This is a genomic window from Candidatus Pelagibacter sp. uisw_091 (assembly GCF_059512525.1).
This window is the reverse complement of sequence record NZ_CM183455.1, coordinates 217,193-232,293: the sequence shown is the minus strand read 5'-3', so window position 1 is coordinate 232,293 and position 15,101 is coordinate 217,193. Positions and strand designations below refer to the sequence as shown.

The following is a 15,101-nucleotide window of genomic DNA, read 5'->3' as shown; positions in this document are numbered from 1 at the left end:
AAATTAGCTTATTTTGGTTTAAAAATTAAACAAACCCCATTATTACAATATCTTTTTCCAGTAGGGTTGGGTCCATCTTCAAAAATATGCCCATGATGTCCACCACATTTTTTGCAATGATACTCAACTCTTTCGTATCCTAATAAAGTATCTGTTTTAGTTTCAAAAGCGTCTGGAAGTGATTGATAAAATGAAGGCCAGCCAGAACCACTTTCATATTTTGCATTTGAATCAAATAATTTTTCACCACAATTAGTGCAATGATAACTGCCTTCTCTCTTCTCGTTGTTTAACTCGCTAGTACCTGGCATTTCAGTGCCATCCTCAAATAAAATTAATTTTTGTTCTGCAGTCAAGTTTGAATTAATTTTTTTTGACATATTCTAATTATTTTTTTTAAATATATAATTTACAGATGTTTTATTTTTTTGAATATAACCTTTTTTCTTTAAAAAACTAAAAATTTTTTTATTGTTCATTTTAGACCATGTATTATAATAATCGTTAATTTCAATACATATTAATTTAATCTTATATTTTTTAAAATTTATTGATTTTAAAACTTTCAATTCATGTCCTTCAATATCTATATTCATAAAGTCTATATCAAAAAATTTATATTTCTTTAATATGTCATTTAATTTTTTAGTTTTAATTCTTTTTTTTTATTATCAAATTTTGTTATAGAGAAATTTTTTTTTAGAAATTTCTTTTGATTTACTTCAATTGTATTTTTTGTATCAAGATCACCTATAAAAAATAGATCTGTCGTTGAATTTTTATCAGATATGGCTGTGCATATATTAATATCTTCCGATCTTGCGAGATTAAACAAATCTATTGAAAGAGGGTTTAGATCAATATTAATACCTCTCCATCCTCTTTTATACATTTTATATGTATTGTTATTTCGAGTAGGATGAAAACATCCAATATCTAAAAATGTACCTATAAATTCATCTTTAAAATTTTTAAAGATCAATTTTTCTTCACCAAATTGTGAATTTTTATGGGAATTAATAAAGTGATACCTGAAGTTTCTTATATAAACATTGTACCAAAGGTATATCTTTTTAAGTATTTCATATTTTCTAGTAACTTTAAAAAACAAAGAGTTTGATGACATTTTAAATTTTACTCGATAACTCGGATTGGTTTTTTATTAACACAAGCTTCTAGACCTTCAATCATTTGTGTATAAAACATGCTGTAGTTTTCATCAGTTACATAACCAATATGAGGCATCAACAATGCATTCGGTAAGAATCTTAGTTTATTGCCTTCTGGCAAAGGTTCTTTTTCATAAACATCAAGCCCTGCACCTGCAATCACATTTGTTGATAGTGCAATAATTAAATCATCTTCATTAACAATTGACCCTCTTGAAGTATTAATTAAAAAAGCAGTTTTCTTCATCATGTCTAGGTCTTTTAATTTTATTAATTCTTTATATCTTTCACCAGCCTGCACATGAATAGAAAGGAAATCAGAATTTTGTAACAAATCTTCTTTATTACATGGCAAAACACCTAATTCTTTACATGCGTCTAAATTTAAATTTTCACTCCAAGCCATAACTTCCATACCAAATGCTTTACCAATTTTTGCAACTTCAGAACCAACTCTACCAAGTCCAATTAATCCTAAAATTTTTCCTTTAAGTTCAAAGCCAATAGTTGATTGCCAATATCCTTGGTACATATTATCAATTTCTTCCTTAAAATTCCTTGCTAAACCTAAAATTAAACCCCACGTTAATTCAGTGGTACCTGCAAAATTAATTTCTGTTCCACAAACTATCACTCTTCTTTTTTTAGCAGCAGCCAAGTCTATAGCTTTATTTCTTGAGCCACTTGTTATTATATATTTAAGACTATTTAAATTATCGATTAAGTTTTTAGTGATAGGGGTTCTTTCTCTCATAATTAATAAAGCTTCAAAATCTGATAGTTGTTCTATAGCATCTGCCTCATCTAAAAAAGGTTGGCTGAATATCTTAAATTCATATTTTCCAGATAATTTTTTTAGATCAACAAACTCATGAGAAATATTCTGATAGTCATCTAAGATTGCAACTTTAAGCATTTTTAATTTTTTTATTTGATAAAAGGATTCCTGTTAAAATAAATATTGCACCCAACATATGATAAAACATAAATTTTTCATTAAAAATAATCATTGCCATAATTGCACTTAATACAGGCATCATATGTAGAAAAACACCCGATCTATTAGCTCCAATTAAAGAAACTCCCTTTATCCAAAAAATAAAAGAAGTGAGACCTGGAAATAAAACTACATAAAATAAGATAATGTAAAAGTTTTGATTAAGAACAATTCTATATCCCATTTGATATTCTATAAAATAAATTGGAATTAAAAAAATAAAACCAAATGAGATTACAACTTCTAACAATGTTAATTGAGATAGTTTGTGTTTTTTTTTTAATAATGCAGAATAAGTTGCCCAAGACAACATTCCAAAAACCATTGTAATATCACCTTTATTAAAATCTAGATTTAATAAGATTCCAAGGTTAGCTTTAGTTATAATTAAGACTACTCCAATAAAAGAACATGCAACTCCTAATATTTGAAAAGTATTAGTTTTTTCTATTTTTAAAATTGATGAAATAAATATAATCATCACCGGTATTGTTGATATCATTAATACACCACTAATAACTTGAGTAAAATTTAATGAGTAGTAAACAATTGAATTAAATATAGTTACACTTGTTATTCCCAAAATTATGAAATATTTATAGTTTTCTAAAATGTAGTTTCTTTTTTTTATTATTTCCCGAATTGTGAATGGTGCTAAAATTATCCAAGCAAAAAGCCACCTATAAAAATTTAATGAAAAAGGTGGTATTTGATATTGGCTAGCAAATTTTCCAACTAAGAAATTTCCAGACCAAAATAAAGTTGCAAAAAATAAAAAAATATAAGCAATATTGTTTTTATTTGTCACTTAGCTAAACCTAAGGGAGCTATATGGTTTCAAATCTAAGTTTGTATTTTCTTCAGCAATCATTCCTGAGATTATTTTCCCTGAAATTGGCCCTAAAGTCCATCCTAAATGATGATGACCAAAACAATAAAAAACATTTTTGTATTTTTTTGATGGTCCTATTACGGGCAAGTAATCGGGAAGTGTCGGCCTAAAACCAAGCCACTCATCTTCATGTTCAGGTAAGTCACCCATCATATATTTTGCATTATTAATTAAATTTTTAACTCTTGATTTTGATAAGGGATTATCTAATCCACCAAATTCAACTGTCCCTACCACTCTAAGTCCTTGTTCCATTGGTGTAATACCAAATCCTCTATTTTGAAAAATTACTGGTCTACTTAAAAGATGATCACAATCTTTAAAATGAACATGGTACCCTCTTTCAGTATCAAGAGGTATTCTTTCATCTAAATTATCTGTTAATTTTTTTGAAAATGATCCGCAAGCAATAACAATTTTATCAAAAATAAAGCTTTGTGTTTCTGTTTTTATAACCGGTTTTTCATCATTAAAGTTTATTTTTTCAATATTCATCTTTAAAAACTTCCCACCTTTTTTCAAAAAAAGATCATAAAGTTTTAAAAGTATCTTTTTAGGATTCCTGGCATGTCTACCATATTGATAATAAACCCCACCGTGGTAAATAGGTCTTAGATTTGGCTCTAAATCATGAATTTCTTTTGGAGTTACTACTTGTTGGTCAACAGCTAGTTCATTTCTAACTTTAATTTCTAATTCTCTACTTTTTAAGCTTTGGTCATTCCAAATATATAAAATACCTTTTCTTTCAACAAGCCCACCAAGATCAATTTCATCAAATAATTCATCATAAGCAGGTAATGCTAAGTCTAAAATCTGATGCATATTTTTAGCAGTGTGCATCATTCTTTTTGTAGTGCAGTTTCTTATAAATTGTAAAAACCAAGGTATCATTTTTGGAGCATAGTTCCACTTAAGTGCAAGTGGACCCGTTGAGCTTAAGAGCATAGCAGGAACATCTGTTAAAACGTCGGGTCTATTTATTGGAACAGATGCATATGGAGAAAAATGGCCCGCATTACCATAAGATGCAGCAGGACTACCTGGTTCATCTCTGTCAAAAATTGTTATATCAAAACCTTTTTTTTGTAAAAATAATGCATTGGAAATACCTTGAATTCCAGCTCCTACAATTCCAATTTTAAATTTTTTTTCCATATCGTATTATATAATTCTTAAATATAAATTTTCTCGCGACAAATTCGACAAATAAGATTTTAAAACTTAGGCTATTAGTTGCTTGTGATTAATCTTAGCACTCATAACAATTGTAAATCCGATCATTGTAGCTAGCATTGAAGATCCACCATAAGACATAATAGGTAGTGGAGATCCAACTATAGGCAATAAACCCAAAACCATACACATATTTACAGTTACATAAAAAAATATAGAAGATCCATAACCATAACAAAATAGTTTAGCAAAATAACTTCTTGAGATCGCTCCGATTTTTAAAACTCTATAAATAATAATTATGTAGACTAACAATAAAGCTAATGAACCTAAAAAACCATGTTCTTCGGCAAATAGTGTGAAAATAAAATCTGTATGTTTTTCTGGTAAAAATTCTAAATAACTTTGAGTACCTTTTAAAAACCCTTTACCAGTTAATCCACCTGACCCAACTGCTATTTTAGATTGGATAATTTGATACCCTGCACCTAGAGGATCTCTATCAGGATTAAGAAATGTTAAAATTCTTAATTTTTGATATGGTTGTAAAAATGAAATAGCAAAAGGCATTGAAATCAATAAAGATATTAAAGAATATATAAAATATTTAATATTCACTCCAGCTAGCCAAATAACAACTATACCGCTTAATCCTATTAAAATTGAGGTTCCTAAATCTGGCTGAATTATAACTAGCATAATTGGTAGGCTTAAAATTAATACGGCAATAGATATAGTTTTTATTGAATTAACTTGGTTGAGTTGTATCCGATGATAATATTTTGCAAGACATGCTATTATTGCAATCTTCATTAATTCAGAGGGTTGCAAGTTAATAAAATATAAATTTATCCATCTTTGAGATCCTGAAGCTTTGACACCATATAAAGCAGCCCATATTAAAAAAAGTAAAATAATAAAATAAAAAAAATAAGCAAAGGTATGCCAAAATTTTATATTAAGAAATGATAAAAAAATCATCATTGGGAAAAAAATTAAAAACTTTGATATATGGCTTTTACTATGAAATAAAATTTCTCCCCCATCTGTTGAATACATAGCTAATGCACTAACTAGACCAAGTAATAAAATACAAATTAATAAAATATAATCAATTTTTTTTAATTTTTGAATAAAAGTTTGTTGTGTATTAAATGAGTTGTATAACATTTATATTTTTATAGCTCTTTGAATTCTAGTTTTTTCCCTAATTTCGTGTCGATCTATGATTAACTTAAAAAGTTTCTTTGCAAGAGGTGCTGCAGCAGAACTACCAGATCCACCATGCTCAACAACAATACTTAAGGCATATCTCGGATTTTTGTATGGTCCAAAAGCTATATATAATGCGTGATCTCTTTCATTATAGGGAATTTCAAATGTTTTTAAATCAAGCTCTCTATCTAATTTTGTAATTCTTTTAACTTGTGATGTGCCTGTCTTTCCAGCAAATTGATACTTTGGATCATCAATTCTAGATGAGTAAGATGTTCCTCTAACTTCGTTGGTTGAAGCAAACATTGCTTCTCTAACTAGTTTTATATTTTTTGAATTTTTAAATAAAGGTTCATATTCTTTTTTATTTAAAAATGCCAAAAGGTCTGTTGACTCTTGTAATCCATTATTTTTTCTATCTAGTTGTTTGCGATTTTCATTCATTATAATTCTAATGTCTTCTGCTATTTTATCATTTTTTTTGACTATTATTTTAGGGTAAATTTTAAAACCACCATTTGCAAGTTGAGCTGTCATTTGACATAATTGAAGTGGTGTGGTTTGAGTATAACCTTGTCCAATACCTGTAATTAATGTTTCACCTATAACCCAGCCTTTTCCCAAGTTATTTTTTTTCCATTTAGTATCAGGAATTAATCCTTTTTTCTCATTTTCAAATGTTTCATTTAAAACTTTTTCTCCAAGACCAAACTTTAAAGATGTTTCTTTTAAACGATCTACACCAAGCTTCCTTGCAATTTCATAAAAATAAGTATCACATGACTGCTTCATTGCATTTTTTAAATTTACGACACCATGACCTTTTTTTTTCCAGCAGTGATAAGTTTGTCCATACATTTCAGTTTTTCCTGTACAGTTAACTTTAAAATTTTCATCAATAATCCCATTTTCTAGAGCAGATAGTGCTACCATTGGTTTAAATGTTGAACCTGGTGAGTATAAGCCTGATAAAGTTTTATTAACCAATGGTTTTAATGGGTTATTTCTAATTAATTGCCAATCATCTTGGTTAATTCCAAAAAGAAATAAGTTGGGGTTAAATGATGGAGACGATTGCATAGCAACTATTTCACCCGTATAAATATCCATTACACTTATTGAGCCAGCTACTTCTTTTAAAAGTTCATTACAAAACTTCTGAACTTCCGTATCAATTGTTAGTTGGATTGTTTTGCCATTTAGTCCATCTGTATGATCAAGCTGACTAATTCTTTTTCCATAGGCATTAACTTCATATCTTTGGATGCCATTAGTGCCTATTAATTCATTCTCAAATTTTTTTTCTAAACCGGTTTTTCCTACTTTAAGACCTGGTACATGTTTAGCTTTTATCATGTCATTGTTTAAAATATCTTTCTTACTAGCCTCACTTACGTAACCCAAAATGTGTGTATAATTTTCATCAAATGGGTAGTTGCGAGAAACTGATAGAACTGGCTTTGCTCCTACTAAATCGTGTAAAAAATAATTGACTTTTGTAAACTGTTCCCAAGTTAAATTCTTAGAAATGATTAAAGTTTCCCATGATTTTTGATTATTTTTTTGTTTTATAATTTTCTTAAATTCATTATTACTAATTTTTAAAATTTCTTTTAATCTAACCATTAAATATTTAAAATCTTCTACCTCTTCTGGAATAACATGTAATTGATATACTTTTAGGTTTCCAGCAACAACATTTCCAAAATAATCTAAAAACTCACCTCTAATTGGTGGCAATCTCCATTCACGTAGTCTGTTTTTATCAGAAAGAGTTAAGTATTTTTTGTTTTCTGTAATTTGTAATGAAAATAATTTGGCTATTATTCCAGTAAATACAATAATTTTAGCAGCACTAATAATGAACATTCTTCTATTAATGGTTTGTATTTTCTTTACACCAAAGTTTTCACCCAGCATTATTCCTACCTACAAAGTAATTTCCAAAAAAATCGAATAAATTTGAAAATAGAAAATATAATAAAAATGTCCATATGATATTTATTACTTGTTCAGAATAATCTAATTTAAAATCAAAAATAAAACTTAAAATCATAAATAGTAATGAATTTATAATTAATATTGTTATAAGAAAAAAAATTGAGTCTTTAATTAAGCTTGGTCTTAAAGTAATATTTCTAAGGTAGGCAGCAGCACCACAAAGTACCAAATACATTAAACTACTTAGGCCAATTGGGGTTCCTAGAACAACATCGTTAAATAAGCCTGCTATAAAAATGTAGATATATCCTAAACTTACACTTTTTTTTAAGCTATAATAAAATATCAAAATATATGAAAAATTAAATGAAAAATATTTTAATCCCATATAATTGAAGTCATAATCATTTAAAACTGACATATAAAGTAAAATTATTGGCATACTTGATAGTGCCTTTCTAACAATACTTTTATTCTTTAATTCCGTCATTCATCCTCACTTTTTTTAAATGAAAGAACTTTTACAAATCTTAATTGAGAAAAATCTGAAAAGAACTCAACTTTCTTTTCTTCTGAATTTTTTCCGTTCTGAATTTCTTTAAGCTTACTTGTATTGATTCTACCTACTGGTATCCCAGCTTTAAATAAACTACCTACTCCTGAAGTGTAAATAATAGAACCATTTTTAATATTTTTATATTTTTTACTGTATTGAATAATTCCATTATTCTCACCTGTTCCAGATAGTATCGAAAACACTGAATTTGGCTCAATAATAACTGGTATTTTACTGTTCAGATCTGAAAGCAACAATACTCTTGATGAAAGATAATTGGCCTCCACTACCTTTCCAACAAGATATTCTCCATCCATAACTACCATGCCAAGGTTAATTTTATGCTTGCTACCTTTATTAATGATGACCGATCTTAAAAATGGACTGCCTTTATCACTTAAAACTTTTGCAATTATAGTGTTCGATTTAACTAAATAATCATCAATTATTTTTTTTAATTTTTTATTTTCTAAAATTATAAATTCATTCAAAAGGTCTTTGGCTTTTAAACTTGCTAATTCTGATTTATTTTTTTCATTTACTTTATAAAGATTTAGATGATTTTGAACTATAAGATAATTATTTTTTATAAAATTTTCTGGAGCAGAAACTATAAAAGAAGATCTATAAACTATTTCGTTAATACCTATTTTTATATAATTTATAACTTTAAAATTTAAACTACCTAAAACCAGAAAAATTATAGAAAAAAAAATTAAGCCTAATAGTGAAAATCTTTGTTGAGTTCCTTTTTTTAATAGAGCAGATCTTATTGCTATTACAAAATCGTCTCTGCTTGATTCCATTATTCTTAATATTCAGATAACATGGTAGAAAAAGTCTCTTCTTGATCTAAAGCTTTTCCTGTGCCTATTGCTACACATGCTAAAGGATCGTCAGCAACATGCACGGGTAATCCTGTTTCTTTAGAAAACCTTTTATCAATATTTTTAAGTAATGCCCCACCACCTGTTAGAGTTAATCCCATGTCTACTAAATCAGCAGATAGTTCAGGTGGAGTATTTTCTAATGCATCCTTTATGCCATTTACCATTTCTTTTAAAATATCATTTAAGGCTTCTGCTGTATCTTCTTCAGTAATATTCACCTCCTTAGGTGTTCCCGACCTTAGATCTCTACCTTTTACTGCGTAAGTATTGCTATTTGATGGAATTGCCGTACCAATTTCTTTTTTAATTTTTTCAGCAGTACTATCACCAATCATAAGATTGTATTCTTTTCTCATATAGTTAACTAAAGCAGAATCCATTGCATCACCTGCAACTCTTAATGATTTTGAGTAAACAAGACCTCCTAATGACATAACTGCTATCTCTGTAGTACCTCCACCAATATCTACAACCATTGATCCTGTGGCTTCTGAGATTGGGAGACCCGCTCCAATTGCTGCTGCTATTGGTTCTTCGATTAGCTGAACTCTTCTTGCACCTGCTGCTAATGCACTGTCTTGAATTGCTTTTCTTTCAACTGGAGTAGATCCAGTTGGAACACAAATTAAAATTCTAGGATTTGCAAAAGTTTTATTTTTATGTACTTTTTTGATAAAATGCTTAATCATTTCTTCAGTCACAATAAAGTCAGCAATCACACCATCTCTTAACGGTCTGATAGCACTAATATTGCCAGGAGTTCTTCCAAGCATTGTTTTTGCTTCATCACCAACAGCTAACACAGTTTTTTTTCCCATGTTTTCCACTATCGCAACTACTGATGGTTCATTAAGAACTACACCTTGTCCTTTAAGTACAACAAGTGTGTTAGCTGTACCAAGATCAATTGCCATGTCTTGACTCCAAATGTTTGTTATGTTTTTAAACCAATTAGCCATTCTTATATTCCCTTCATTTTCTGAGTTTCATGCTCTATTGGAGCAGTTTTTTTTCTTTTTATTATCATTTTATTTAAAGCACCTAAATACGCATTGGCTGAAGCTACTAATGTATCTGTGTCAGCTGCTTGACCTACTGTAGTTTTTCCATCTTCTTCAATTCTAACGCTTACTGTAGCTTGTGCATCGGTTCCCTCTGTAACGGCATGAACTTGATACAATTGTAATTTTACATCGTGTGGGTATAAAATTTTTATACATTTAAAGATAGCATCTACAGGGCCATCTCCTGTTTCTGACGTTGATTTAACTTCACCATAAACATCAAGAGTCATTTCTGCTTTTTGTGGTTCACCAGTTCCTGCAAAAACTTTTAATGACTTCAAATTAATTACATGTTTATCTAAAATCATACTTTCATCAACTAAAGCTGCAATATCATCATCGTAAACATGTTTTTTCTTATCAGCTAAAATCTTAAATTTACCAAATGCAGTTTGAATTATATCATCTGTAATATCTGCATATCCTAGATCATTTAATTTTTCTTTAAATGCATGTCTTCCAGAATGTTTTCCCATTACTAATGAAGTTTTTTTAACTCCAACACTTTCTGGTGTCATAATTTCATATGTTTCTCTATTTTTAAGCATTCCATCTTGGTGAATACCCGCTTCATGAGCAAAGGCATTCTTTCCAACAATTGCTTTATTAAATTGTACTGGAAAAGTTGCATTAGAGACAATTTTTGAAGCTTTGCTTAATAATTCTGTTTTAATTCCAGTTGTATAAGGCATCAAATCATTTCTTGTTCTTATTGCCATAACAATTTCTTCAAGTGCAGCGTTGCCCGCTCTTTCACCTATTCCATTAATTGTACACTCAACCTGTCTTGCACCAGCTGAAACACCAGCTAAAGAATTTGCTACAGCAAGCCCTAAATCATTATGACAATGAACAGATAAAATAGCTTTTTCAATATTTGGAACTTTATTTTTTAATGTTGTTATAATTTTATTAAATTCTGAAGGGATAGTATATCCAACAGTATCTGGAATATTTATTGTTGTTGCACCACTGCTAATTGCTGTTTCAACTATTTTACACATAAAATCCATCTCAGTTCTTGTTCCGTCTTCACATGACCATTCAACATCATCTGTAAGATTTCTTGCGTAAGTTACGCTTTCTTTTATTGCTTCAATAACTTGCTCGGGAGATTTATTTAACTTAAATTTCATATGCAGTGGACTTGTTGAAATGAAGGTGTGAATTCTAAACCTTGGAGCTGATTTTAATGCTTCGTAACATGCGTCTATATCTTTTTTGCTTGCTCTTGATAGTCCACATGGAATTGAGTTTTTTAAAATTTTACTGATTGCGGTAACAGCTTCAAAGTCACCAGGAGAAGCAATTGGAAATCCAGCTTCAATAATATCTATGCCTAATTCATCAAAAATTCTTGCTATTTGAATTTTTTCCTCAAGACTCATTGATGCCCCCGGTGATTGCTCACCATCACGCATTGTAGTATCAAATATAAAAACTTTATCTTTATCGCTCATAACCAATAATTTTAGAAAATCTATAATACAATCTATAATAGATATTGCAAAATAATTGTTAAAATATGCTTACTAATGATGATCGTTTTAGGTCTACTAGATACTAATTATAAATAGACTCAATTTTAGGCATTAGTCGCAAAAGTTCTTTTGAATATTCGTGCTTAGGCTCTAAGAACAATTTCTCTGTATCCGAAACTTCACATAATTTTCCATTTCTAAGAACTCCAATTCTATCACACATCTGACGAACAACTGGTAAATCATGGCTAATAAATAATATTGTCAAGTTAAGTTGTTCTTGAAGGTCTTTTAATAAATTCAATATTTGGGCTTGAATGCTTACATCTAAAGCAGAAGTTGGTTCATCACATACAAGAAGTCTAGGTTGTGTAGCAAGTGCCCGTGCAATAGATATTCTTTGTCTTTGTCCACCAGAAAATTCGTGAGAATATCTTGTTGATGATTTTTTAGAAAGCTCAACTGACTCAAGTAAATCATTAATATAATTATCTAAGTCTGCATTTGTAATTTTTGGATTATGAAGTTTAATTGGCTCTGCAATAATATCTTTTACTTTTAACCTACCATTAAGTGAAGAGTAAGGATCTTGAAAAATCATTTGAATTTGTTTTCTAAAATTCATCATTTCGCTATTCTTTTTTATCTTTGTTATACAAACATTGTCAAAAAATATTTCTCCAGATGATGGTTTAAACAGATTAACAATCATTTTAGCAATAGTTGATTTTCCACTACCACTCTCTCCAACTAACCCAAACGACTCTCCTTCTTTTATACTGAAAGAGACATCATCAACTGCCATTACTGTATTTTTTGAAGTTTCAGTAAACATGCCTTCTTGAAATGCTTTTTTAAGATTTTTTATTTCAATTAAATTTTGGGAAGTTAGATTTTTTTTATTCCATCTATCTAAGATTTTAATGTTTGTGCCTCTTTCATTATTTTCATTTTTTTCCATTATCTTAAATCTTGAAATTTTTTTATTTGTTGGAGGTACTGAACTAATAAGACTTTTCGTATAAATCTCTTTTGGATTTGTAAGTATTTCTTTTGTTAATCCAATCTCTACCAAATCACCATTTTTCATTACCGCAACTCGATCAGCTGTTTCAGAAATTACTCCCATGTCATGTGTAATTAATATTACAGCTAAATTTCTCACTTTAGTTAGAGTTTTAATCAATTCAAGAATCTGTGATTGTATCGAAACATCAAGTGCAGTTGTGGGTTCATCAGCAATTAATAAATCTGGCTCACAACATAGAGCTAAAGAAATCACAACTCTTTGCCTCATCCCACCAGAAAACTGATGGGGGTAATTATCAAATCTATTTTCAGCATCTTTAATACCAACCTCTTGCAGTAAAGTAATTGCTCTATCTTTAGATTCCTTAAAATCAAAATTTAAATGTGTCTGAATAGTTTCAATAAGTTGTTCACCTATAGTTAACAAAGGATTTAAAGAAGTTTGTGGGTCTTGAAAAATTAACCCAATTTTTTTCCCTCTATATTTTAGTATATCTTCTGCGTTTTCATGAATGTTGATCCCATCTAAGATTACTTTTCCCCCAGAAATTTTTCCTGGTTCATCAATAAGATTTATTATTGCACTTCCCAATGTACTTTTTCCAGAGCCCGACTCACCTACCAAGCCAAGTATTTCTCCTTTTTTTACATCAAAATTAATATTTTTGACTGCATTTACAGTCTCTTTTCTCATTTTGTAATTAACACTTAAATTATCAATTTTTAAAAAGCTCATTAGTTTAACTTTGGATTTAGAGTGTCTCTCATCCAGTCTCCTAAAAGGTTAATTGAAAATGCTAAAATAACTAAAAATATTGCAGGGAAAAAAGTTATCCACCATTCTCCAGAAAATAGAAAGTCATTTCCAATTCTAATTAAAGTCCCCAGAGATGGTGTTGTAGGTGGAACGCCTACTCCTAAAAAACTTAAAGTTGACTCTGCAATTATAGCTAACGCCAGTCCTATTGTTCCAATTACAAGGATGGGTCTTAGTATATTTGGTAAAATATGCTTAAACATTATTTTAACATTTGGAACACCAATAATTGTTGAAGCCGAAATATAGTCTTTATTTTTTTCTACTAATGTTGCTGCTCTTGACACTCTTGCAAATTGTGGCCATTCGGAAATTCCTATTGCAAAAATTAATACATAAATTGCCATTTCATCATGAAGTTCTTTTGAAATCACACCTCTTGCAATTCCATCAACTAGTAAAGCCATTAAAATACTTGGTACTGTTAATTGTACATCTGTTATTCTCATAACTATCATTTCATATTTTCCTCCAAAATATCCTGCTGTTAACCCTAAGGTAACTCCTAAAATTAGACTAAATGAAATAGCTGCAAATCCAACTATTAAAGAGATACGAGATCCATACAATATTGTTGATAGCATATCTCTACCCTGTCCATCTGTTCCTAATAAAAATTTAGACATACCTTCCTCTTCCCAAGAAGGAGGCGTGAATGCCTCCATTAAGTCTAGGCTTGATGGATCAAATGGGTTAAATGGCGCTACAAATTCTACAAAAAAAGAACAAAAGAAAATAATTATTAATATTGCAGTTGATATTATTGCTGTAGGCGATTTTATAAAAGCAAAATATATATCACTATCTTTAATTTTATCTATAAAGGATAAATTTTGATTATCCATTTGCACTTTCAGACTTCACTCTAATTCTTGGATCAATAAAATAATAAAGAATATCTACTATGAAATTTATCATTACAAATATAAATGCAATAAAAACTAAATAGGCTGACATTATTGGAATGTCCACAAACTTAACTGCCTGAATAAAAAGAAATCCCATGCCTGGCCATTGAAAAACTGTTTCAGTTATTATTGAAAAAGCTACAAGTGTTCCAATATTAATTCCTGCTATTGTAATAACAGGTATCAAACCATTTTTTAACGCATGTTTATATTGAATACTTTTTTCACTAATTCCTCTAGCTCTTGCAAATTTTATGTAGTCTGTTTGTAATATTTCCATCATCTCTGCCCGAACAAGTCTTATAATGTAAGTCATTTGAAAAAGGCTTAATGTAACTGATGGTAAAATTATTGCTTTAAGTCCAGAGATGGTTAAAAGCCCAGTGGTCCAGAAACCAATATTAACCACTTCTCCTCTTCCAAAAGAAGGTAGTATTCCTAAGATTACTGCAAAAAGATATATGAACAAAATTCCTATTACAAAAGTAGGCAAAGAAACTCCAAGCAAGGAGACAGCCAAAATAATATCACTCACAAAACTTTTTCGATTTATTCCAGTATAAACTCCCAATAAAGTCCCACATATAAGTGCAATAAGTGAAGAAATAAAAACTAACTCTAATGTTGCTGGTAACCTTTCTGATATTAATTCAGAAACTGGTCTTCTTAATTGATAAGAAATTCCAAAATTTCCTTTAGATGCATTTTTGACAAATCTCATGAATTGAACTGGAATAGGATCATTTAAACCTAGAGTTTCTCTTATTTCAGCTCTTTCTAAGTCTGATGTTTCCTCACCAACCATATTATTAACTGGGTCACCTACAAAAGTAAAAAGTGAGAATGAAACAAAGGCTACAACAAGCATAACCAATATCGATTGGAACAATCTTTTAAAAAAATACTTTGTCAAAATATGAAGTTTTATTTTTAAGTATAAGCCCTTTTAAAATTAAAAGGGCTTAT

At 29.4% G+C, this 15,101-nt stretch carries 15 protein-coding genes; all 15 read right to left on the bottom strand.

What is annotated here, in order from left to right; translation table 11 throughout:
- Window positions 1–8 precede the first annotated feature (8 nt).
- Complete coding sequence (gene msrB / locus AC5YGA_RS01220) at window positions 9–380, bottom strand: peptide-methionine (R)-S-oxide reductase MsrB (protein ID WP_415308810.1); 372 nt, start codon at window positions 378–380, stop codon at window positions 9–11.
- A gap of 3 nt (window positions 381–383) precedes the next feature.
- Entirely contained in the window at window positions 384–605 is a 222-nt protein-coding gene (locus AC5YGA_RS01215; protein WP_415309359.1) for an FkbM family methyltransferase, read from the bottom strand.
- A 32-nt stretch (window positions 606–637) separates the two neighbouring features.
- Window positions 638–1,126 (bottom strand): hypothetical protein, encoded by a 489-nt coding sequence (locus AC5YGA_RS01210; protein WP_415308809.1) that lies wholly within the window; start codon window positions 1,124–1,126, stop codon window positions 638–640.
- Window positions 1,127–1,134: 8 nt separating this feature from the next.
- On the bottom strand, window positions 1,135–2,085 hold the full coding sequence (locus AC5YGA_RS01205) for a D-2-hydroxyacid dehydrogenase family protein (protein WP_415308807.1): 951 nt from the start codon (window positions 2,083–2,085) through the stop codon (window positions 1,135–1,137).
- Window positions 2,078–2,974, bottom strand: coding sequence for a DMT family transporter (locus AC5YGA_RS01200; RefSeq protein WP_496170011.1), 897 nt, complete (start codon window positions 2,972–2,974; stop codon window positions 2,078–2,080). The genes AC5YGA_RS01205 and AC5YGA_RS01200 overlap by 8 nt, the downstream gene beginning before the upstream one ends.
- Entirely contained in the window at window positions 2,975–4,216 is a 1,242-nt protein-coding gene (locus AC5YGA_RS01195) for an NAD(P)/FAD-dependent oxidoreductase (RefSeq protein WP_415308803.1), read from the bottom strand. It lies immediately after the preceding gene.
- Window positions 4,217–4,282: 66 nt separating this feature from the next.
- Window positions 4,283–5,404 (bottom strand): rod shape-determining protein RodA, encoded by a 1,122-nt coding sequence (rodA, locus tag AC5YGA_RS01190; RefSeq protein WP_415308802.1) that lies wholly within the window; start codon window positions 5,402–5,404, stop codon window positions 4,283–4,285.
- Window positions 5,405–7,369, bottom strand: coding sequence for a penicillin-binding protein 2 (gene mrdA / locus AC5YGA_RS01185; RefSeq protein ID WP_415308800.1), 1,965 nt, complete (start codon window positions 7,367–7,369; stop codon window positions 5,405–5,407).
- Entirely contained in the window at window positions 7,359–7,880 is a 522-nt protein-coding gene (mreD, locus tag AC5YGA_RS01180; protein WP_415308798.1) for a rod shape-determining protein MreD, read from the bottom strand. The genes mrdA and mreD overlap by 11 nt, the downstream gene beginning before the upstream one ends.
- A complete protein-coding gene (gene mreC / locus AC5YGA_RS01175; protein ID WP_415308796.1) occupies window positions 7,877–8,752 on the bottom strand; it encodes a rod shape-determining protein MreC in 876 nt (291 codons plus the stop codon). Before mreC ends, mreD begins: the two co-directional genes overlap by 4 nt.
- 5 nt (window positions 8,753–8,757) lie before the next feature.
- A complete protein-coding gene (locus tag AC5YGA_RS01170) occupies window positions 8,758–9,795 on the bottom strand; it encodes a rod shape-determining protein (protein ID WP_415308794.1) in 1,038 nt (345 codons plus the stop codon).
- A 2-nt stretch (window positions 9,796–9,797) separates the two neighbouring features.
- A complete protein-coding gene (locus AC5YGA_RS01165; RefSeq protein WP_415308792.1) occupies window positions 9,798–11,360 on the bottom strand; it encodes a 2-isopropylmalate synthase in 1,563 nt (520 codons plus the stop codon).
- Between the two features lie 103 nt (window positions 11,361–11,463).
- Window positions 11,464–13,146, bottom strand: coding sequence for a dipeptide ABC transporter ATP-binding protein (locus AC5YGA_RS01160; protein ID WP_415308790.1), 1,683 nt, complete (start codon window positions 13,144–13,146; stop codon window positions 11,464–11,466).
- Window positions 13,146–14,072 (bottom strand): ABC transporter permease, encoded by a 927-nt coding sequence (locus tag AC5YGA_RS01155; RefSeq protein ID WP_415308789.1) that lies wholly within the window; start codon window positions 14,070–14,072, stop codon window positions 13,146–13,148. Before AC5YGA_RS01155 ends, AC5YGA_RS01160 begins: the two co-directional genes overlap by 1 nt.
- A complete protein-coding gene (locus tag AC5YGA_RS01150) occupies window positions 14,065–15,048 on the bottom strand; it encodes an ABC transporter permease (protein ID WP_415308787.1) in 984 nt (327 codons plus the stop codon). The genes AC5YGA_RS01155 and AC5YGA_RS01150 overlap by 8 nt, the downstream gene beginning before the upstream one ends.
- Between the last annotated feature and the right edge of the window lie 53 nt (window positions 15,049–15,101).

What these genes read in the sequence shown, in the direction of transcription:
- mreC (WP_415308796.1), bottom strand. Translation starts at nt 8,752, where the DNA reads ATGGAATCAAGCAGAGACGATTTTGTAATAGCAATAAGATCTGCTCTA.
- rodA (WP_415308802.1), bottom strand. Translation starts at nt 5,404, where the DNA reads ATGTTATACAACTCATTTAATACACAACAAACTTTTATTCAAAAATTA.
- AC5YGA_RS01205 (WP_415308807.1), bottom strand. Translation starts at nt 2,085, where the DNA reads ATGCTTAAAGTTGCAATCTTAGATGACTATCAGAATATTTCTCATGAG.
- AC5YGA_RS01195 (WP_415308803.1), bottom strand. Translation starts at nt 4,216, where the DNA reads ATGGAAAAAAAATTTAAAATTGGAATTGTAGGAGCTGGAATTCAAGGT.
- AC5YGA_RS01210 (WP_415308809.1), bottom strand. Translation starts at nt 1,126, where the DNA reads ATGTCATCAAACTCTTTGTTTTTTAAAGTTACTAGAAAATATGAAATA.
- mreD (WP_415308798.1), bottom strand. Translation starts at nt 7,880, where the DNA reads ATGACGGAATTAAAGAATAAAAGTATTGTTAGAAAGGCACTATCAAGT.
- mrdA (WP_415308800.1), bottom strand. Translation starts at nt 7,369, where the DNA reads ATGCTGGGTGAAAACTTTGGTGTAAAGAAAATACAAACCATTAATAGA.
- AC5YGA_RS01155 (WP_415308789.1), bottom strand. Translation starts at nt 14,072, where the DNA reads ATGGATAATCAAAATTTATCCTTTATAGATAAAATTAAAGATAGTGAT.
- msrB (WP_415308810.1), bottom strand. Translation starts at nt 380, where the DNA reads ATGTCAAAAAAAATTAATTCAAACTTGACTGCAGAACAAAAATTAATT.
- AC5YGA_RS01160 (WP_415308790.1), bottom strand. Translation starts at nt 13,146, where the DNA reads ATGAGCTTTTTAAAAATTGATAATTTAAGTGTTAATTACAAAATGAGA.
- AC5YGA_RS01170 (WP_415308794.1), bottom strand. Translation starts at nt 9,795, where the DNA reads ATGGCTAATTGGTTTAAAAACATAACAAACATTTGGAGTCAAGACATG.
- AC5YGA_RS01165 (WP_415308792.1), bottom strand. Translation starts at nt 11,360, where the DNA reads ATGAGCGATAAAGATAAAGTTTTTATATTTGATACTACAATGCGTGAT.